General features: G+C 71.0%; 18 protein-coding genes. 16 read left to right on the top strand and 2 right to left on the bottom strand.

Annotated features, from left to right (window positions below):
• Window positions 1-10 precede the first annotated feature (10 nt).
• The 11 genes from alr to IT355_07310 all read left to right on the top strand — a co-directional run bounded on the left by alr (window position 11) and on the right by IT355_07310 (window position 13,216).
• Window positions 11-1,117, top strand: coding sequence for an alanine racemase (gene alr / locus IT355_07360; GenBank protein MCC7053071.1), 1,107 nt, complete (start codon window positions 11-13; stop codon window positions 1,115-1,117).
• A complete protein-coding gene (locus tag IT355_07355) occupies window positions 1,114-2,295 on the top strand; it encodes a phosphopentomutase (protein ID MCC7053070.1) in 1,182 nt (393 codons plus the stop codon). Before alr ends, IT355_07355 begins: the two co-directional genes overlap by 4 nt.
• Entirely contained in the window at window positions 2,292-2,711 is a 420-nt protein-coding gene (cdd, locus tag IT355_07350) for a cytidine deaminase (protein MCC7053069.1), read from the top strand. The genes IT355_07355 and cdd overlap by 4 nt, the downstream gene beginning before the upstream one ends.
• Before the next feature lie 33 nt (window positions 2,712-2,744).
• Complete coding sequence (locus tag IT355_07345; protein MCC7053068.1) at window positions 2,745-4,115, top strand: hypothetical protein; 1,371 nt, start codon at window positions 2,745-2,747, stop codon at window positions 4,113-4,115.
• Window positions 4,112-5,275: a hypothetical protein gene (locus IT355_07340; GenBank protein MCC7053067.1), complete on the top strand. Its 1,164-nt coding sequence runs from the start codon at window positions 4,112-4,114 to the stop codon at window positions 5,273-5,275. The genes IT355_07345 and IT355_07340 overlap by 4 nt, the downstream gene beginning before the upstream one ends.
• Window positions 5,276-5,279: 4 nt before the next feature.
• The gene (locus tag IT355_07335; protein MCC7053066.1) at window positions 5,280-6,533 is read left to right on the top strand and encodes a MiaB/RimO family radical SAM methylthiotransferase; all 1,254 of its coding nucleotides are present in this window, start codon (window positions 5,280-5,282) and stop codon (window positions 6,531-6,533) included.
• Between the two features lie 7 nt (window positions 6,534-6,540).
• Window positions 6,541-7,875, top strand: coding sequence for a tRNA (N6-isopentenyl adenosine(37)-C2)-methylthiotransferase MiaB (gene miaB / locus IT355_07330; protein MCC7053065.1), 1,335 nt, complete (start codon window positions 6,541-6,543; stop codon window positions 7,873-7,875).
• Between the two features lie 79 nt (window positions 7,876-7,954).
• On the top strand, window positions 7,955-10,219 hold the full coding sequence (locus tag IT355_07325; GenBank protein MCC7053064.1) for a DNA internalization-related competence protein ComEC/Rec2: 2,265 nt from the start codon (window positions 7,955-7,957) through the stop codon (window positions 10,217-10,219).
• A complete protein-coding gene (locus IT355_07320) occupies window positions 10,159-10,587 on the top strand; it encodes a hypothetical protein (GenBank protein MCC7053063.1) in 429 nt (142 codons plus the stop codon). Before IT355_07325 ends, IT355_07320 begins: the two co-directional genes overlap by 61 nt.
• Window positions 10,588-10,589: 2 nt before the next feature.
• Window positions 10,590-11,612 (top strand): class 1 fructose-bisphosphatase, encoded by a 1,023-nt coding sequence (gene fbp / locus IT355_07315; protein MCC7053062.1) that lies wholly within the window; start codon window positions 10,590-10,592, stop codon window positions 11,610-11,612.
• Between the two features lie 38 nt (window positions 11,613-11,650).
• Window positions 11,651-13,216 carry a methylmalonyl-CoA mutase gene (locus IT355_07310; protein MCC7053061.1) on the top strand — a complete coding sequence of 522 codons (1,566 nt, stop codon included), beginning with the start codon at window positions 11,651-11,653 and terminating at the stop codon, window positions 13,214-13,216.
• Window positions 13,217-13,240: 24 nt separating this feature from the next.
• Here IT355_07310 and IT355_07305 read toward each other — a convergent pair whose 3' ends face one another.
• Together IT355_07305 and msrA are read right to left on the bottom strand one after the other, a co-directional pair.
• The gene (locus IT355_07305; GenBank protein ID MCC7053060.1) at window positions 13,241-13,891 is read right to left on the bottom strand and encodes an NAD(P)H-binding protein; all 651 of its coding nucleotides are present in this window, start codon (window positions 13,889-13,891) and stop codon (window positions 13,241-13,243) included.
• Between the two features lie 235 nt (window positions 13,892-14,126).
• Complete coding sequence (gene msrA, locus IT355_07300) at window positions 14,127-14,735, bottom strand: peptide-methionine (S)-S-oxide reductase MsrA (GenBank protein MCC7053059.1); 609 nt, start codon at window positions 14,733-14,735, stop codon at window positions 14,127-14,129.
• 117 nt (window positions 14,736-14,852) lie between these two features.
• Between msrA and IT355_07295 the strand changes: the two genes are divergently transcribed.
• From IT355_07295 to IT355_07275, 5 genes are read left to right on the top strand one after another with little or no spacing between them, the layout of a single operon-like run.
• Window positions 14,853-15,200, top strand: a complete 348-nt coding sequence (locus tag IT355_07295) for a hypothetical protein (protein MCC7053058.1) — start codon at window positions 14,853-14,855, stop codon at window positions 15,198-15,200.
• Window positions 15,194-16,849: an arginine--tRNA ligase gene (locus IT355_07290; GenBank protein MCC7053057.1), complete on the top strand. Its 1,656-nt coding sequence runs from the start codon at window positions 15,194-15,196 to the stop codon at window positions 16,847-16,849. The genes IT355_07295 and IT355_07290 overlap by 7 nt, the downstream gene beginning before the upstream one ends.
• 38 nt (window positions 16,850-16,887) lie before the next feature.
• Entirely contained in the window at window positions 16,888-17,805 is a 918-nt protein-coding gene (locus tag IT355_07285; protein MCC7053056.1) for a sugar kinase, read from the top strand.
• A complete protein-coding gene (locus IT355_07280) occupies window positions 17,802-18,842 on the top strand; it encodes a phosphoribosylformylglycinamidine cyclo-ligase (protein ID MCC7053055.1) in 1,041 nt (346 codons plus the stop codon). The genes IT355_07285 and IT355_07280 overlap by 4 nt, the downstream gene beginning before the upstream one ends.
• On the top strand, window positions 18,839-19,840 hold the full coding sequence (locus IT355_07275; GenBank protein MCC7053054.1) for a hypothetical protein: 1,002 nt from the start codon (window positions 18,839-18,841) through the stop codon (window positions 19,838-19,840). The genes IT355_07280 and IT355_07275 overlap by 4 nt, the downstream gene beginning before the upstream one ends.
• Window positions 19,841-19,847 lie beyond the last annotated feature (7 nt).

Genomic DNA, 19,847 nt, shown 5'->3' with positions numbered 1-19,847 from the left:
TTCCTAGGCTGTGACCGCCACTCCCGCCGACGCCCGCGCCCTGAGCGCCATGCTCACCGTGGACCTCGCCGCGGTGCGGGAGAATTATCGCCTGCTGGCGAGGCGTGCGGCGGTTCCGCTGCTGCCGATGGTCAAGAGCGACGCCTACGGCCTGGGTGCGGTCGAGGTTGCCAGGGTCCTGGACCCGGAATCGCCGGTGGCCTTCGGCGTCGCGTCGGTCGACGAGGGGCGGGCGCTGCGTGCCGCCGGCGTCGCGCGGCCGGTGGTGGTCTTCACACCGGTGCTGCCGTCCGCCTTCGCCCTCGCGCGCGAGGCCGGACTCACGCTGGCGCTGTCGGATCCCGGGCACCTGTCGGCCTGGCTGGCGCTCGGTGGTCGGTGGCAGCTGCCGGTCGACACGGGGATGAACCGCGCGGGCGTGCACTGGCGTGACACGGCCACGATCCGCGCGCTGCTCGCCGCCGGCCCTGCGCCTGACGGGGTCTTCACGCACTTCCACTCCGCCGACACCGACCCCGGCTCGATGATTGTGCAGGAAGAGCGCTTCGCGGCCGTTGTGGGCGCCCTGCCGGTGCGTCCGGCGTCGATCCACGCCGAGAACAGCGCCGCGCTGCTGCAGCGCGGGGTGTCGCGGTACGACTGCGCGCGCCCCGGGATCGCGCTCTACGGCGTGTCGGTGGGACCGGCCGCGTGGACGCCGCTGGACGTGGTGCGGCTGGCGGCGCCGGTGGTCGAGTTGCGCCGGCTGGCCCCCGGGGACTCGGTCAGCTACGGCGCCACCTGGCGTGCGCGGGAACCACGGCGGATCGCCACGGTCGCGCTCGGGTATGCGGACGGATATCCGCGCGGCGCCGGCAATGGCGCCACCGCGGTCGTCAACGACCGCCCGGTGCCGGTGGTGGGACTCGTGACCATGGACATGACGATGTGCGACGTGACGGATGTGCAGTGCGAAGTGGGTGATCGCGTCACGCTGATCGGCGGTGACGCCGCGTCGAGCGTGAGTGCGGTGGCCGCGCACGCGCGCCGGTCACCGTACGAGATCCTCACCGGGCTGCGGGCACGGGCGGCACGCACGTACCTCGCCAGTGCCGCCCCCGTCGGGGTCGCGGCGTGAGCGGGCGTGTGGCCGTGATCGTGCTCGACGGCGTCGGCTGCGGCGCGGCCCCCGATGCCGACGCGTACGGCGATGCCGGCAGCAACACGCTCGGCCACGTGCTCGCTCAGGTCACGACACTCCGGCTGCCCGCCATGGAACGCCTCGGGCTGGGGCACGTGACTCCGCTGCACGGCGTGGACGCGGTGGCTGCGCCTGCCGCCGTCGTCACGACGCTGACGCCGCGCAGCGCCGGCAAGGATTCCACCACCGGCCACTGGGAGCTGGCCGGCGTGGTGCTCGAGACGCCGTTCCCCGTCTTTCCCGATGGCTTCCCCACGAGTGTGCTGGACGCGTTCACCGAAGCCACGGGGCGGGGCGTGATCGGCAACTGCGTGGCCAGCGGCACGGCGGTGCTCGACCGGCTCGGCGCGGAACACGTCGCGACCGGCGCGTGGATCGTCTACACCTCCGCGGATTCCGTCTTCCAGGTTGCGGCGCACGAGTCGGTGGTGCCGCTCGCGGAGCTGTATCGCGCCTGCGAGCTGGCCCGCGCGCTGCTGGTGGCTCCCTGCAACGTGTCCCGCGTGATCGCGCGGCCCTTCACCGGCACGCCGGGCGCCTGGCACCGCACCGCGAACCGGCGTGACTACTCGGTCCCGCCGGCGGCGGAGACGCTGCTCGATGCGCTGGCAGTTGCCGGCATCGCGCGGACGGGCGTGGGCAAGGTGGACGACCTCTTCGCCGGCCGTGGCATCACCTCGACCCATACCTCGGGGAACGCCGAGGGCCTGGCGCTGGTGCAGGGGTGGCTCGATGGCACGACCGACGGGTTCCTCTTCGCCAACCTCGTGGATTTCGACCAGCAGTTCGGGCACCGGAACGACGTCGCCGGCTTTGCCGGCGCGCTGGCGGAGTTCGACGCGGCGCTGCCGGCGCTGCTGGGTGCGCTGCGCGACGACGACCTGCTGTTCATCACCGCCGATCACGGCAACGATCCCACGACGGCATCGACGGATCACGCGCGCGAGTGCGTGCCGCTGCTGGTCGCGGGACGGTCGGTGCAGGGCGGGGTGCTCCCTCCGCGCGCGACGTTCGCGGATGTCGGTGCCACCGTCGCCGAGGCCTTCGGGCTGGGGTGGCGCGGGCACGGCACGAGTTTCCTGGCCCGGGTCCTGTCACCGGTGGTGATGCGATGACCGTCCCGACCCCGCCCGTGCCGCCGCCGGACCTGGCCGCTGCCGCCGAGGCCGCGATGCGTCGCGCCTATGCACCGTACTCCAACTTCCGTGTCGGCGCTGCGTTGCTCGCCGCCGACGGCTCGGTGCACGTCGGCTGCAACGTGGAGAACGCCACCTACCCGGCGGGCATCTGCGCCGAGCGCACGGCGCTCTCGCGCGCGGTGGCCGATGGCTGCCGCACGTTCACCGCGATCGTGATCTGCACCGAGGCGGCCGTGCCGACGCCCCCGTGCGGGATCTGTCGCCAGGTGCTGTACGAGTTCGCCCCCACGCTCGAGATCACCAGTATCACCACCGGTGGGGCCAGCCAGCGCTGGCGCCTCGATGCCCTGCTGCCCGCTGCCTTTGCGGCGAACCTGATGACCGTCTCCTGACGGCGCTCACTCGCCACTCTCCGTCCCGTTTCCGTGTCTCTTCGCCCGCTGTTACGCTGCCTGCCGTTCGCCGCGATCGCCCTCGCGGCGGCGTGTTCGGAACGCCTCGACACCAGCAAGAACTGTCCGGTGCTCTGCACCGACAACTCGCTGGCGTTCAGGGACACCACCTTCGACGTGGTGGAATTCGACTCGATGTACGCCGGCTTCACCGGGGTCGGTGAGCGCTGGCGTGCGCCGGGGCTCGCCACCTCGGATGGCCTCGGCGGCTACCTCTACGAAACCTTCGTGCCGGTGGTCAGCCGTCCCGATTCGGTGGACATCCGCCAGGTCTTCCGGTTCGACACGCTGCCGCGCACGCTCTCGGCCACCGACACCACCTCCATCGCCGCGGTGACGGACAGCAAGCTGCTGCTCGTCATCGACACCGCGCGGTCGGTGATCCCGGCTGGCAACACCACCGTGTCGCTCTACGACGTGGACGACTCCACGGTCACCGATGACACCAGTGCCGCCGTGCTCGCGGCGCGGTTCGTGCCGTCGCGGCTGATCGCCACGCGGACGTTCACGCGCGACGAGGTGTATGCGGACACGATCGACGGCTCCGGCTCCGGCGTGACCATCCGGTCGTTCCAGGTCTCCATCCCCGACTCGATCATGCTGCGCCTGGTGACGAAGGCGCACCGGATCCGCGTCGGCATGCAGGTCACGTCCGCAGGCCCGGCTGGCCTCCGGTTCGTGGCGCCCAGCGTGAACTCGTCGAACCTCGTGCCGCGCGTGACGTACGATCCGTCACCGGACACCACCGTCGACTCCTGGCTCGTCTCCACGCAGTACAACGGGACTGCGGCATCACCGGAGCGGCTGCGGTCGCAGACGCTGGTGCTGCAGGACCGCACGACGCTGCTCAACGACGGGTCACTCGAGGTGGGCGGCATGGTGGGTTCGCGCAGCCTGCTGAAGGTGCGGATCCCGCGCGGGTTCCTCGACACGGTCACGATCGTGCGCGCCTCGCTCGACCTCGTGCAGCGCCCACGGCGCACCATGCCGGGGGCCGGTGACTTCATCCGCATCCGTGCCCGCGTGGGCATCGCGGGGCCGGCGCTCGGCTCCGACCCGCGGCGACTGGTGGAGTTCCTCGACCCGACCCTCGAGGGCGTGCTGCTGCCGTCACTGCGCATCGCCGCGGCGGACAGCGGGACCCGCTCGTTCGATGTCGGCGCCGCCATCCGGCTCTGGATCGCGCAGGACACCGTGATCCCGACGAGCTTCGTCCTCTATTCCGAGGGTGAGACCTTCCAGGAACAGCGCCCCGCGTTCTTCTCGTCACGGGCGACGATCCCGTCGCTGCGACCGCGCCTCCGCGTCACGTACACCACCCGTCGCGAAGGAGCGATTCCATGACCCGCGCACGTTCCGCCACCGTGCTCGGTGTCGCCCTGCTGTGCGCCGCCGGGGCGCTGCGGGCGCAGGGGGCGGTCGCGTTGCAGGGGTACGGCTACCCGCCGGGCCAGCTCACGGTGCGCGCGGCGACGACGGGCGGCGCGCTTGGTGAGTTCGATCCCGCCGCACCGGTCAATCCGGCTGCCCTCCTGAACTGGGGCGTGGCCGGCGCGTACCTGCAGTACTCGCCAGAGCGCCGCTCCACCACCGTGGCGGGCACGCGCACCACGTCGCTCGTGGCGCGCTTCCCGGTCTTCGCGATCGGGTTGCCGGCGGGGCAGCGCTTCGCCTTCGGGGTGTCGAGCTCCACGCTGCTGGAGCGAAACTTCACCACCATCCTCACCGCACGGCAGTACATCCGCGCCGACTCCGTGACCACCACCACCACCACCACGGCGCGTGGCGGCATCAGCGACATCCGGTTCGGTGGCGCCATGCAGGTCACGAAGTGGCTCCGTGTCGGCACCGCACTGCACGTCGTGACCGGCGAGAACCGCGTCAACACCACGCGGGCAATTGCAGGCGACACTGGTGTCCGCGTGGACACGGTGAGTTACGCCGACATCCCGGAGCAGAGCACACTCACCTTCGGCGGCACCGGGCTGAGTTTCGGGGTGGAACTGACGCCGCACAAGCGCCTCAGCCTGGCTGGCTCCGCGAGGATCGGCTTCGGCATGCGCGCGGAGTTGAACGACTCCACGCGCTTCAACGCCGATGTGCCGAACCGCGCCGGCGCGGCGGTGCGCTGGGAGGTGGGTGGCTCGAACATCGCCGCCCGCTACAACTGGGAGGGATGGTCGTCGATGCAGGGCCTGGGTGCCAGCACCGCCGGTGTGTTCGACACGAAGGAGTACGGCATCGGTGCCGAGGTGCCGGGACCGCGGCTGCCGGGCGGCCAGCTTCTGGTGCGCCTCGGTGCGAGGCGTCGCGACCTGCCGTACGGCGTGGCAGGCCGCCAGCCGACGGAGACAGTGCTCGGTGGCGGCATCGGGCTGCCGGTCGGCTTCGGCCGCGCGCAGATCGACCTCGGTCTCGAGCGTGCCGCGCGCAAGGTCCCGGGCCTCGACAACGTGAAGGAGAACGGCTTCATCGTGTCGTTCGGATTCCGGCTGCGCACCTGAGCCCGTGGCAGTGCGTGTCTTCCTGCAGACGTTCGGGTGCCGGGCGAACCAGTACGATTCGGAGGCCGTCGCGGCGCTCGTGACGCGCAGCGGCGGCACCGTGGTGCACGACGTCGCCGACGCGGACGTCGCGGTCTTCAACAGCTGTGCCGTCACCGCCGCCGCCGAGTCGGACCTGCGGCAGCAGGTGCGGCGCGCGGCGCGTCACGCCCCGCAGGTGCGGACGATCGTCATGGGGTGCGCGGCCGCGCGATCCGGGGCTGCGCTGGCGGAACTGCCGCGGGTGCATGCCGTCATCGGCGGTGCGGACCTGCATGCCGTGGGCCAGGCCATCGGGCTGCCGCAGGCCACCACCACCGGCGCGCCCACCGGTCCGCAGCGGGGCACGCGTGGCTTGCTGCGCATCCAGGACGGGTGCAACGAGCACTGCACCTTCTGCGCGACCACGCTCGCGCGCGGGGCCAGCCGCTCGCGACCCGTCGATGAACTCGTCGAGGAGGCCGGCCGGCTCGCCGCGCATCACGCCGAGATCGTGCTCACGGGCGTGCACATCGGGTCGTACGGTGCGGAGCAGGGCTCGTCGCTCGCCATGCTCCTCGACACGCTCGTGCGCCGCGTGCCGGCGGTGCGTTTCCGGCTGTCGAGTGTGGAGGCGACCGAAGTGGATGCCTTCCTGGGCGAGCTGCTGGTGCACGACCCGCGCCGGGTCGCCCCGTACCTGCATGCCCCGTTGCAGTCGGGCAGCGACGCCGTGCTCCGGCGCATGGGACGGCACTGGTACACTTCGTCCCGCTACGTGTCGGCGATCGAGGCGCTCCTCGTGCGGGCGCCGGTGCTCGGCCTCGGTGCCGACGTCGTGACCGGCTTCCCGGGGGAGACGGAGGCCGACCACCGCGCCACCTGCGACGTGGTGCAGGCGCTGCCGTTCAGCGGACTGCACGTCTTCCCGTACTCTGCGCGGCCGGGCACGGCGGCCGTGCGACTCGGGGGCGACGTCCCCGATGCGGTCCGGCGCGCGCGGGCCGCGGAGCTGCGCCAGCTCGGGGCATCGGCGGCCGCCGCCTACGTGGCCCGCCGCATCGGTGGGGTGGCTGACGTGATCGTGATCGGGCATGCGGATGGTCACCGGGACGGGCTCACGGAGGACTACATTGCCGTGGAGCTCGCGCAGCCCGCTCCTGGCCGCGGCGTACGGTTCGCTGCCCGCCTCGGGGCCGGCACCACACCGGTCCGGCCCATCGCCACACCGCTTTCCTGACTCGTCCATGCCGCTGCGCCCCACCGTCTTCATCGAGACCTACGGCTGCCAGATGAACGTGAGCGATTCCGAGCTCATGCTCGGCAAGCTCGTGGACGCCGGCTACGCCGTGGTGGACGTGCCGGATGGCGCGGATGTGATCCTGCTCAACACCTGCGCCATCCGCGACCACGCCGAGCAGCGCGTGATCGGCCGCCTGGGTGAACTGAAGCGCCACATGAAGGCGGACACCGTGATGGGGGTGACCGGGTGCATGGCGCAGCGCCTCGGCCCGCGGCTGCTGGAGCAGGCGAAGCATGTGTCGCTGGTGATCGGCCCGGACGGGTATCGCGCCCTGCCGTCGCTGGTGGACGGCGCACGCCACGGCGCCCGCACCACCGCCACCACCTTCGACCTCGAGGAGCACTACGAGGACTTCACGCCGCGCCGCTTCGACCGGGTGAAGGCGTGGATCCCCGTGCAGCGCGGCTGCGACTACCGGTGCACCTACTGCATCGTGCCGACCACCCGCGGCAGCGAGCGCAGCCGCCGGCTGGACGACGTGTTGCGGGAGGCGGAGCAGGTGGTGGCGGATGGCATGTCGGAGATCGTGCTGCTCGGGCAGACGGTCAACAGCTACAACGACGGCCGCCACGATTTCGCCGACCTGCTGCGCGCCGTCGGCCGCGTGCCCGGCCTGCGCCGCCTCCGCTACACGAGCCCGCACCCGAATGACTTCAGCGACCGCGTGATCGCCGCGATGGCGGAGACACCCACGGTCTGCGAGCACGTGCACCTGCCGATGCAGAGCGGCTCCACGCGCACACTGCGCCGCATGCTGCGGCGCTACACGCGCGAGGGGTTCATGGAGTGTGTCGCACGCCTGCGCGCGGCGATCCCGTCGATCGTGCTGACCACGGACATCATCGTCGGGTTCCCGGGCGAGACCGACGACGATTTCGCGGAAACGCTCAGCGCCTGCCGGGAGGTCGGCTTCATGGATGCCTTCACCTTCAAGTTCTCGGCCCGTGAAGGCACGCCCGCCACGCGGATGGCGGCCGAGGAGACGGTGCCGGACGAGGTGGCGGGCGCGCGGCTGCTGCAGCTCGTGGAGACGATCCGGGCCGACAGTCGCGCGGTGAACATGCGCCTGCTGGGCACGCGCCACGAGATCCTGGTCGAGAAACTGGCGCGGCGTGGCGACCTCCTCCAGGGTCGGACCCGTGACTTCCGCACCATCCTCGTGCAGGGGGATGCGTCGCTCATCGGCAGCTACATGACGGTGGAGATCACCGGGACCACCGGCCACACCTTCACCGGGGCGCCGGTGGCTGCGCGCGCCGCCCTGCCAATGGCGGGCTGACACGGCGGCGCGCGCGCGGATGATGCCGCGTGCGCTCGCCTGATGTGCGCGCCGGGGCGACGGGCCGCATGGTGTCGCCATGCCCGCCACCTCGTGGATCCTCGCCTGCTACATCATCGGCTCGGCGGCAGGGAGTGCGGGCGTCACGTCGGTTGCCGCGGGGAGCGCGGTGGCCGTGTTGTGCATCGCCCGCATGGTGCGACGCAGCGGCCGGCTCGCGATCCTCGCGACGGTGGCACTGGCCCTCGCCGCCGGCGCGCGCGCCACGGCCATCCGATGGCGTGAGGCACACTGCAGGGCGCTGCTCATGCGGAGCAGCCAGGTGGAGGTCGTCGCGGACTTCGATGCCGATTCGGGCGGGATGGCGCCGGCGCGTTTCCGTCCCCACCGCGGCGGATGTGAGACCACGGGGCGCATCCGGGCCCGGGTCGGCGTGCGCGGCGGGATCTGGCTTCGCACGGCGTCACGACCGGAGCCATCGCGCGCGGGACTCGTCGTCACGATCGCCACCGTCACGCCCACCGGCGATCTGCTGCGTCGCGCCGGCCTGCGGGCGGCCGGCGTGCGTCGCGTCGACTCGACCTTCGCCGGCGACGCACCCATGGCGAGGGCACTCCTGCTGGCCGACATGCACCTCATCGATCCGGAGATGCGCCAGCGATGGGCGCGAGCCGGCCTGGTGCACCTCCTCTCGGTCTCGGGGGTGCACGTCGCCATCATCGCGGGGGCGTTGCTGCTCCTGGGCAGTGCGTTGCGCCTCTCGCTGCGCGCCGCCACGCTCGCCTCGCTCGCGCTCACCGCCGGCTACGTCGTGGTGCTTGGCCTGCCGCCACCGGCGGTGCGGGCCGCGGTGATGTTCGGCAGCGTGATGGTCGCCAGGCTCCGCCAACGCCCCGCGTCGCCGTGGTCGGTGCTGGTGCTCGGTGCGCTGATCCCGGTGCTCGCCGATGCGGCGGCCCCGCTCGACCTCGGCTGGCAGCTGTCGGTGCTCGGTGTCGTCGCGCTGGCCGCCAGCGCGCGCCTCGTGCGCCGTGTCGGCTGGAGCGGCGGCGGGTGGCGCGGATCGCTGCGACGCGAGTTCGTGGCCAGCGTCGTGGCGAGCCTGGCCTCGGCGCCACTCATCGCCTGGCACTTCGGCACCATCAGCCTCATCGCGCCGGCCGCGAACATCGTGGTGGCGCCGCTGGTCACCGTGCTGCAACCGACGCTCTTCCTCGCGCTGGCCTGCTCGCCCTGGCCGGCCGTCGCACGCTTCGTGGCGGGTGCGGTGCATCCGCTGCTCGCGCTGATCGACGGTGTCGCGGTCCGCGCCGCCGCGCCGACGTGGGCGGCAACCGACCTCACGCCGACGCTGAACGCGGCGGTGCTCGGCGGGGTGGTCTCGGGCGCACTGCTGGCGGCCATGGTCCGGCGGGACGCGGGGCCGGCCCTGCTCGCCGCCGCCGGCAGCGTCGTGGTGCTGGTGTGGTCGGGACTGGGCGCCCCGCGTGGTTCCGGACGGCTCGAGTTGCACATGCTGGACGTGGGGCAGGGCGACGCCATTGCCGTCCGCACGCCGCGGGGGCGCTGGGTCGTCGTCGACGCGGGTGGGGGCGCGCCCGGGCTCGATCGCGGGCGCCGGACGGTGCTCCCCTACCTGCGGCGCATCGGCGGCCCCCTCGAGGCGTTCGTGCTCTCGCACCCTCATCTCGACCACGTGGGTGGCGCGCCGGCGCTGCTCGGGCGGATGCCACCGGCACGCTACCTCGACGGTGCGTTCGCCGGAGCCACCGCGGCGTACCGGGCGTCGCTCGAGAGCGCGGCGGTGCACCGCGTGCGCTGGCAGCGCGTGCACCCGGGTGACACGCTCGACCTGGACGGGGTGACGTTCCGGTTCCTGGCCCCCGACTCGTCCTGGACGGCGGGCCTCGACGACGCCAACCTCGCCAGCACGGTCCTCCGGGTGGAGTTCGGGCGCATCGCGATGCTGCTGGTGGGCGACGCCGAGATCGCCGAGGAGGACTGGCTGCTGCAGCACGTCCCGCCGGCGTGGCTGCGTGCCGACGTGCTGAAGGTCGGGCATCACGGCAGCCGGACGAGTTCTGGCAGCGACTTCCTCGACGCGGTCCGCCCCCGGGTGGCGCTGGTCTCGGTCGGGCGGGGTAATTCGTATGGGCATCCCTCCCCCGAGGTCGTGGCCGAATACGCCCGGCGGTCGGTTCCGCTCTTGCGGACCGATGTGGCCGGAACGACTGTCGTGAGTACGGATGGCCGGGATCTGGTCATCGCCACCGCCGCTCGAGCATGGACACTCTCCTCACCCGCGCTACCTCGTGGTTCCGGCACCGGTTCGTCCGCCCCCTGATCGGGGAGCCGGCGGCGCTGCCCGAGCGGCTGGCTGAGCGGTGGCCGGAGCTCACGACGGTGCGGTGGCGCCGCGGCGGGCTGCCGCCGCGGGTTGGTGGCTGGTGCCTCGGTCAGTCGTCAGTTCAGGGCATCACGCTGTGGCGCACCGTCTACCTCGCGCCCGGCGTCGCGTGGGAGCCCGCGTTACTCTTGCACGAGCATCGGCATGCCGAGCAGTTCGCCGGGTCACTGGCATTCCCGCTGCTGTACGTGTGGGAATCGCTCACGCGCGGGTATGCCGGCAACCGCTTCGAGGCGGACGCCGATGCCTGGGCTGCAACGCGTTACAAACGGCCCTGGCCGTCCAACCTTCCTCCGGGCGCGTGACCGTGGTCAACCACACCCCCGTTTCCGTCGTCACCATCGAGCGGTTCATCATCGAGCAGGAGCGCCTCTACCCCGAGGCGAGCGGTGAGCTCTCGGGCATCCTGTACGACGTCGCGCTGGCCGCGAAGATGATCTCGAACAAGGTCCGCATGGCCGGGCTGGTCGACATCATCGGTGCGACCGAGAACGAGAACGTGCAGGGCGAGACGCAGCAGAAGCTCGACGTGCTGTCCAACGACATCATGATCAAGGCGATGGACCACGGTGGCCGCCTCTGCGCCATGGCCTCCGAGGAGGAGCCGGACATCATCCCGATCCCGGACCGCTTCCGCACCGGGAAGTACTGCCTGATGTTCGACCCGCTGGACGGCTCGTCGAACATCGACGTCAACGTGCCGGTGGGCACGATCTTCTCCGTGGTGCGCAAGATCACCAACGGCCGGCAGGGTGAGCTGGAGGACTTCCTCCAGCCCGGGCGGCGGCAGGTCGCGGCGGGGTACATCATCTACGGCTCGAGCACGATGATGGTCTACACCACCGGCCAGGGTGTGCATGGCTTCACGCTCGATCCCTCGATCGGCGAGTTCCTGCTCTCGCACCCGAACATCCGCACCCCGCACCGCGGCAAGTTCCTGTCGGTGAACGACTCGTACGAGCAGTACTGGGACGAGAACGTGAAGGCGCTGATGCGGCGCTACCGCGGCCTCGACGGGCAGCAGCAGGCGCACAACGTGCGCTACGTGGGGTCGCTGGTGGCGGACTTCCACCGCAACCTGCTGGCCGGGGGCGTGTTCGTGTACCCGGCCAACACGATGTCGCCGAAGGGCAAGCTGCGGTTGCTCTACGAGGCCAACCCGCTGGCGTTCGTGTGCGAGCAGGCCGGTGGCGCAGGCAGCAACGGCCGCATCCGCATCCTCGACGTGCAGCCGGCCGAGTTGCACGAGCGCACGCCGCTGTACCTTGGCAGCAAGGGCGACGTCGAGACGGCGATCGAGATGCTGGCCCCCGCAGCGGCCACGGCGTGAGCGGAGCGAAGGTGCGGCCGCAACCGGCCGCCGGCACGGTGTCACCGTCGGGGATCGAGATCCGCAAGGTCTACCACGCGGAGGACGCGGCGGGGGCGGTGCTGGGGGAGCCCGGGGCGTTTCCGTTCACCCGCGGGGTCCAGCCGGACATGTACCGCGGACGGCTCTGGACGATGCGGCAGTACGCCGGGTTCGGCACCGCGGCGGAGTCGAACACGCGCTACCGGATGTTGCTCGACGCGGGCCAGACCGGGTTGTCGGTGGCGTTCGACCTGCCGACGCAGATGGGCATCGATTCCGATGCGCCGCTCGCGCTGGGCGAGGTGGGACGCGTGGGTGTCGCCATCGACACCGTCGAGGACATGCACACGCTGCTCGACGGCATCCCCCTCGACCGGGTGTCGACGTCGATGACGATCAATGCCACGGCGAGCACGCTGCTGGCGATGTACATCGTGGTGGCCGAGGAGCGCGGCATCGCCCGCGCGGCGCTCAGTGGCACGACGCAGAACGACATCCTCAAGGAGTACATCGCGCGGGGCACATACGTGTACCCGCCGGTGCCGTCGCTGGCCCTGGTCGCGGAGACGTTCCGGTTCTGCGCCGCCGAGGTGCCGAACTGGAACCCGATCTCGATCAGTGGCTACCACATCCGCGAGGCGGGGGCCACGGCCGTGCAGGAGCTGGCGTTCACGCTCGCCAACACGGTGGAGTATGTCCAGACCGCCATCGCGGCCGGCCTCGCCGTGGATGCCTTCGCGCCGCGGCTGTCGTTCTTCTTTGCCTGCCACAACGACCTGTTCGAGGAAGTGGCGAAGTTCCGTGCGGCGCGACGACTCTACGCCCACCTGATGCGGGAGCGCTTCGGGGCCAGCGAGACGAGCTGCCGCCTGCGCTTCCACACGCAGACGGGCGGCGTGACGCTCACGGCGCAGCAGCCACTGAACAACGTGGTGCGGGTGACGGTGCAGGCCCTGGCGGCGGCGCTGGGGGGCACGCAGTCGCTGCACACCAACGGCTACGACGAGGCGCTGGCCCTGCCGACGGCGGAGGCGGCGACGCTGGCGCTCCGGACGCAGCAGATCGTGGCCTACGAGAGTGGTGTCGCGCAGACCGTCGATCCCCTCGCGGGCAGCTACTACGTCGAGTCGCTCACGACCGAGCTCGCGACGCGTGCCCTCGCGCTGATGGCGCAGGTCGAGGCGCTCGGCGGCAGCGCCGCGGCGATCGGGACGGGGTTCTTCCAGGACGAGATCGGGCGATCCGCCTACGAGCACCAGTTGCGCGTCGAGGCAGGCGACACCGTGATCGTCGGCGTCAACCGGTTCGGCGATGGGCAGGATCCGCCGACGATCGCCACGCCGGATTTCTCGGCCCTGGAAGGTGATCAGGTGCGGCGACTGGCCGCCGTGCGCGCGACGCGCGACGCGGTACGCGTGGAGTCGGCGCTGTCGGCCATCCGCGATGCGGCGGCCGCGTATGCGGGCGATGCGCCGCGGGAGCCGCTGATGCCGCTCATCATCGAGGCCGTGCGGGCGCGGGCCAGCGTCGGCGAGATCTCGGACACCTTCGCGGCGGTCTGGGGCGCGTACCGGCCCGGCTGAACACCGCGTCCCTGTCGGATGGTGTCAGGAGCCGAGTGTCACGAAACGCGACGCGCGCTGCGGCACGGATTCCGCTGCTTCGACCATCCACTGCGCGACGTCGGCGCGCCGGATGGTGGAGGCGAGCCCGAAGCGCGTGACTGCGCTCGCGGTCCCGGTCACCTCGCCATCGACCAGCGCCACCGGCCGCACCACCAGCCAGTCGAGGCGGCTCGCTGCGAGCTCCGATTCCATGACCGCAAGGTCGCGGTACGCGACGCCGACATTGCCAAGGCTCAGCAGCCTGCGCACCGGCCAGGTCAGCTGGCTGTCGCTGTCGCCGACGCCGGCGGCGCTGATCGCCACCAGCCGCGTGACGCCGGCGTGTTCCATGGCGGGGATCAGGCCGCGGACTGCACGCGCGGTGAAGTCCGGCGGCGACAGCAGTGCGGACCATGGATTGCGGCTGGCGCGCCGCATGCCGAGTGCCGAGAGCACGACGTCCTGTCGCCGGAGCACTGACGGGAGACACGCGGGATCCAGCACGTCTCCACGCACGATCGTGGCGCCCGCCAGCGCCTGCGACGTCCGGGCGGTGCCACGGACCAGGGCCGTCACCTCGTGACCGCGCGCCACGGCGATGCGCGTGAGCCACTGGCCACAGCCCCCGGACGCGCCGAGGATGAGCAGTCGCATCAGCAAGCCGTTCGGTGCAGGAAGGCCGGTGGCACGGCCAATCGGTGGGAAAATCGGTGACAGTGCACGAATTGGAAAATCGGTGACAGTGCACGAATTGGGAGAATCGGTGACAGTGCACGGATTGCGGGGGAAAATCGGTGACAGTGCACCTGTTGCGAGAGCTCGCGAATATCTGGTGACAGTGCACGAACGCCGCAATTCGTGCACTGTCACCGGATTGCTGTGTGCACTGTCACCGGATTCCGGTTGTGTGCACTGTCACCGGATTCCGGTCCGGGTCTGCGTGTGCCCGGTCTTTGGCGCGCTCCCAGGCCGGGTAGAGGTGGCACCCTTCCACCCCACGGCGGTCGAAGTATTGCAGGTGGTACGCCTCGCCCGTCCAGAACGTCGCGCGGGCGATGTGCTCCTGTTCCGCGTCGTGCGTGTAGGCCACGCTCCGGGCCTGGCGCCCGATGTCCGGCCCCTCGCGGTTCACCTGGGCCGGGTCGTGGAGGCGCCAGAAGACGTCGATCAACTGCTCATATGGCAGCATGGCCGGGTCGAACGTGACCTGGACCACCTCGGCGCGACGGGTCGTGTCGCTGCAGGGCTGTTCGTCGGTCGGTGCGCAGATGCCACCGCCCATGTACCCGACGGCCGTGCCCGTCACACCCGGGAGTCGGGAGAGGATCTGCTCGACGCCCCAGAAGCAGCCGGCGCCGAAGGTGGCGAGGGCAGCGTGGGGGCTGGACGGGGGCGCGGCGTCGTTGGGTGACGCGGGGTGTGACTTGGTGCCGGCGGTGGGCTTGGGGGTGGCCGGGCCGGGTCCGCGCGGGCCACGAATTTGGTGGCCGATGCGCACGGCCTGCTGTTACCCCTCGACGCCGGTTGCCGTCCCCCGCGAGCCCGGGGCGCCGTTGAATGCCCATCACGGCCCGGCTAGCTTGCATGGTTGTCGTCTCTTCCAAGTGCCGGAGTCATGCCCACTTACGAGTTTCGCCTGCCCGATGGCACGATCATCGAGCGGTCCTTCAAGATCTCCGAAGTTCCCGCCGAGATCCCGAACCCCAACGGTGAGGGGACCGCGGTGCGGATCATCTCCGGCGGCGCGGCCCTGCTGTTCAAGGGCTCGGGATTCTACCTGACCGACTACGGCCGCAATGCCCATCGCACGCAGGGGGATGCGCCGAAGCCCTCGGCCCCCTCCACGTCCGAAGGGGGGGCCAAACCGAAGGCGGATGCCGGCACGACCGCGTCGGAGTCCAAGGCCGCGCCGGCCAAGAGCGATCCGAAGCCGTCGTCGGGCAGCGGTCCAGCCGCATCGTGAGCTCGCCCGACACGCTGCGCGCGGAGATCGAGCGCGCGGCACGGACGCTCGGTGCGCCGGACGACTTCGTCGCGGTGGTCGAACGTCCGCGCGATCCCGCGTTCGGCGAGTGGTCGACGAACGCGGCCATGATGCTCGCCCGGCCGCTGAAGCGGGCGCCGAAGGACGTGGCGACGCAGCTGGTGGCCACGATGGACCTGGGCGGGGTCGGGATCAGTGCGGCCGAGATCGCGGGCCCGGGATTCCTGAACTTCCGCGTCGACACCGGCGCGCTCACGCGCGTGCTGCCGGCGATCATCGCCAGCGGCGCCGCGTACGGGCGGGGCAGCGAGGGGGCCGGCCGGCCGGTGGTGATCGAGTTCGTGTCGGCGAACCCCACCGGGCCGCTGCACGTCGGCCACGGCCGGCAGGCCGCGCTCGGCGACGCCATCAGCACGCTGCTCGAGTGGACCGGCTGGAAGGTGAGCCGCGAATTCTACTACAACGACGGCGGCGGCCAGATCAACACGCTGCAGCGCAGCGTGCAGCTGCGCGCACAGGAGCTGGGCGGCGCGGAGATCGCGTTTCCCGAGAACGGCTATCACGGCGACTACATCCGGGAGATCGCCGCGGCGTACCGCGCCGCGCATCCTGACGATGCCGCGGTCGCCGACAGCGACGCGATCCGCCGCTTCGCGGTGGCCGCGCTGCGCGCCGAGCAGGACCTGGACCTGAAGGCCTTCGGGGTGGTGTTCGACACCTACTACCTCGAGAGTTCCCTCTACACCGACGGCAAGGTGGAGGAGACCGTGGCCGCGCTGGTGCAGAGTGGCTTCACCTACGAGAAGGACGGTGCCCTCTGGCTCCGCACCACCGACTTCGGGGATGACCAGGACCGCGTGATGAAGCGCTCGGCGGAGAAGGGCGGGGAATACACCTACTTCGTGCCGGACGTGGCCTACCACGTGACGAAGTGGGAGCGCGGCTTCTCACGTGCGATCAACGTGCAGGGCTCCGACCACCACTCCACCGTGACGCGGGTCCGCGCCGGCCTGCAGGCGCTGGGCGTGGGCATCCCGGAGGGATACCCCGACTACGTGCTGCACCAGATGGTGACGGTGATGCGCGGCGGCGAGGAGGTGAAGATTTCCAAGCGCGCCGGCAGCTACGTGACCGTGCGGGACCTCATCGAGGAGGTCGGACGTGACGCCGTCCGGTACTTCTTCGTGATGCGGAAGGGCGACTCGCAGCTCGTCTTCGACATCGACCTCGCCCGCTCCCAGTCGGAGGCCAATCCCGTGTACTACATCCAGATGGCGCATGCACGGCTGTGCGGCATCTTCCGCGTCGGCGCGATCGACCCCGCCTCGGTCACCGGCGCGGGCGTCGACCTGGGCGTGCTGGTGGAGCCGGAGGAGCGCGAGCTGGTGAAGGCGCTGGCCGACTTCCCGGCGCTCCTCGCCGGCACGGCGCAGGCGCTGGAACCGCACCGGCTGGCCAACTGGCTGGAGAAGACCGCGGCGCTCGTGCACACCTGGTACCACAAGCATCACATCCTGAACGAACCACCACCCATCATGCAGGCGCGCCTCGTGCTGGCCAACGCCACCCGCGTCGTGCTCGCGAATGCCCTCGCCGTGCTCGGCCTGTCCGCCCCGGAGCGGATGTAGGCCGTCCGCTGCTCCCCTACTCCCCGAGAACACCGCTCATGTCCGTACTCGTCGTCGGTTCCGTCGCCCTTGATTCCGTTGAGACCCCGTTCGGGAAGGCCGAGGAGGTGCTCGGTGGCTCCGCCAACATGTTCGCCTCCGCCGCCTGCCACTTCGCGCCGGTGCGGATGGTCGGCGTGGTCGGCACCGACTACCCGATGGAGAAGCTCGAGCCGCTGAAGGCGAAGGGCGTGGACATGAGCGGCGTCGAGGTGGCCGAGGGCGAGAGCTTCCGCTGGCGCGCGCGCTACCGGCACGACCTGAACTCCGCCGAGACGCTCGAGACGCGCCTCGGGGTGTTCTCGCACTTCCGGCCGAAGATCCCCGCCACGCTGGCCGACTCGCCGTTCGTCTTCCTCGGCAACATCGACCCGCGCCTCCAGCTCGACGTGCTGAAGCAGGTGAAGAACCCGCGCCTGGTGGGGTGCGACACGATGAACTTCTGGATCGAGAGCCGCCGCCCCGACCTGCTCGAGCTGCTCGGCCACGTGGACCTGATCACGATCAACGACGCCGAGGCGCGGCAGCTCACCGAGCAGGCCAACCTGGTGAAGGCCGCCCGGTGGATCATGGCCCGCGGCCCGAAGCACGTCGTGATCAAGAAGGGGGAGCATGGTGCGTTCCTGTTCTCGGGGAGCACGATCTTCTTCGCCCCCGCGTTCCCGCTGGAGTCGGTGTTCGATCCCACCGGCGCCGGCGATTCCTTCGCGGGTGGCTTCATTGGCTACCTCGCCGCCACCGGCGACCTGAGCGAGGAGAGCATGCGCAAGGCCGTCGTCTACGGCTCGGCGATGGGATCGTTCGCGGTCGAGAAGTTCTCGAACGAGCGCACCATCGAGCTGACGCGCCCGGAGATCGAGGAGCGGGTGCGGGAGTTCCACCGCCTGGTCGCGTTCGAGGCGCCGATGTCCGCGTGAGCGCGCCGCTGGACTACCGCGCCGCGGGCGTCGACCTCGAGAAGGCCGACGACGCGAAGGGTCGCATCAAGGCGCTCGTCGAGTCGACGCTGACGCCGGGGGCGCGCGGCAGCTTCGGCGGGTTCGGCGGGATGTTCCGCGTGCCGGCGGGCTATCGGGCCCCGGTGCTCGTGTCGAGCGCCGACGGCGTCGGCACGAAGCTGAAGGTCGCGATCGAGGCCGGCGTGCACGACGGCGTCGGCCGCGACCTCGTGAACCACTGCGTCAACGACATCCTCGTGATGGGCGCGGTGCCGCTCTACTTCCTCGACTACGTCGCGTTCGGCCGGCTCGATCCGGTCGTCGCCGAGGGCATCGTGGCCGGCGTGGCGCACGGCTGCCGCGAGAACGGCTGCGCGCTGCTCGGCGGCGAGACGGCGGAGATGCCGGGCGTCTACACCCCGCCCGACTACGACCTCGCCGGCTTCATCACCGGCATCATGGAAGAGGACGCGGTCCTCGGGGCGGACCGGGTGCGCGATGGTGACACGCTGGTCGCGCTCGCGAGTGCCGGCCTCCACACCAACGGCTACTCGCTGGCCCGCAAGATCGTGAGCGATGCCATGCGGCTCGGCGTGGCTGATCCCTTCCCGGGCGAGGAGGGCCAGACCGTGGCGCAGGTGCTGCTGCGGCCGCACGTGACCTACCTGCCCGCACTGCGGCCGGTGCTCGGCCTGGTGCATGGCATGGCGCACATCACCGGCGGCGGGCTGCCGGGCAACGTGAACCGCATGCTGCCGCACCATCTCGATGCGGCCATTGATCTCACGTCATGGGACGTGCCCAATGTGTATCGACAGCTCCAGGCGGCGGCGCGGGTCGGGGACGGCGAGATGTTTCGTACCTTCAACATGGGCGTCGGTATGGTGATCGCCTGCGCCCCGGACCATGTGAGGGAGGTGCAGGCCGCCGCGGCGGAATCAGGCACACCGTCGTGGATCCTTGGTGCCATCCGGCCCGGCTCGGGCGCGGTGCAACTCCTACCTCCCGTCTCGTGACCACACCCGCCCGCCTCCTGGCCGTCGTTGCACTGAGCACCGGCGCGCTCGCCCTGCCGCTCTCCGCCCAGTCGGCGCAGTGCGCCTCGCAACCGGCGGCGCTGCGCGACGCCTGCCAGAAGGGCACCGACATCTTCGCGATGCTCATGCCCCAGGTGCAGGGCGCGCTCGGCGGCGGCGGACCCGTGCTCGGCTCCTCGCGCGCCGTGCGCGGCCTGTCGATCGGCCTGCGCGTGAACGCCATGGACGGCGCGGTGCCCGAGATCACGAACGTGTCGCTGAGCGGCACCGGCGTCGTCCGCAGCACCTTCGCCACCAAGCGTGCACCGGTCCCGATGCCGGCGCTCGACGTGGCGCTCGGTGTCTTCCCGGGCGTCAACCTCGGCGTGCAGCGCGTGCTGTCGCTCGACGCCCTGGTGAACGTCGCGTACATGCCGAAGCAGGACGTCGAGGACTTCAGCATCCGGCCGTCGAAGAGCTCGTTCAAGTTCGGGTATGGTGCGCGCCTCGGCCTCCTTGCCGACCGGCTGATGGTGCCGGCCGTGGCCATCAGCTACTTCCGCCGGCAGATCCCGACCACGACGTTCAGCACCAGCTTCACGTCGGGCGTCTCGGGGGTCACCGTGAACGACAGCCTCGCGCTCTCGGAACTCAGCATCCGCAACGACGCCCTGCGTCTCTCGGCGTCGAAGAAGCTCGGCTTCATCGAGATCGGCGGCGGTGTCGGCCAGGACACGTATCGCAGCTTCTCGCAGTTGCAGGCGCGGGTCACGCCGCCCGTCGGTTCCGCCGCCAGCGGGGCCTTCGTGCTCACGCAGCAGATCAAGCGGAACGCCGCCTACGGCTCGCTGGCCCTGAACATCTTGAAGCTCCGCATCGGGGCCGAGGCGGGCCAGACCTTCGGCGGCGACAGCGTGTCGACGTTCAACGAGTTCACCGACGGGAAGATCAACGAGAAGCGCATGTTCGGCTCGGTTGGCCTGCGCCTCAGCTTCTGACCGCATG

Source organism: Gemmatimonadaceae bacterium, from assembly GCA_020851035.1.
In the GTDB taxonomy this organism is placed as follows: Bacteria; Gemmatimonadota; Gemmatimonadetes; order Gemmatimonadales; family Gemmatimonadaceae; genus JACMLX01.
This window is presented reverse-complemented; position numbering and strand designations above follow the sequence as displayed.

Excerpts from the sequence above, each read along its gene's own strand:
- IT355_07285 (MCC7053056.1), top strand. The coding sequence starts at position 16,888 with ATGTCCGTACTCGTCGTCGGTTCCGTCGCCCTTGATTCCGTTGAGACC.
- IT355_07325 (MCC7053064.1), top strand. The coding sequence starts at position 7,955 with ATGCCCGCCACCTCGTGGATCCTCGCCTGCTACATCATCGGCTCGGCG.
- IT355_07320 (MCC7053063.1), top strand. The coding sequence starts at position 10,159 with ATGGACACTCTCCTCACCCGCGCTACCTCGTGGTTCCGGCACCGGTTC.
- cdd (MCC7053069.1), top strand. The coding sequence starts at position 2,292 with ATGACCGTCCCGACCCCGCCCGTGCCGCCGCCGGACCTGGCCGCTGCC.
- IT355_07305 (MCC7053060.1), bottom strand. The coding sequence starts at position 13,891 with ATGCGACTGCTCATCCTCGGCGCGTCCGGGGGCTGTGGCCAGTGGCTC.
- IT355_07340 (MCC7053067.1), top strand. The coding sequence starts at position 4,112 with ATGACCCGCGCACGTTCCGCCACCGTGCTCGGTGTCGCCCTGCTGTGC.
- miaB (MCC7053065.1), top strand. The coding sequence starts at position 6,541 with ATGCCGCTGCGCCCCACCGTCTTCATCGAGACCTACGGCTGCCAGATG.
- IT355_07295 (MCC7053058.1), top strand. The coding sequence starts at position 14,853 with ATGCCCACTTACGAGTTTCGCCTGCCCGATGGCACGATCATCGAGCGG.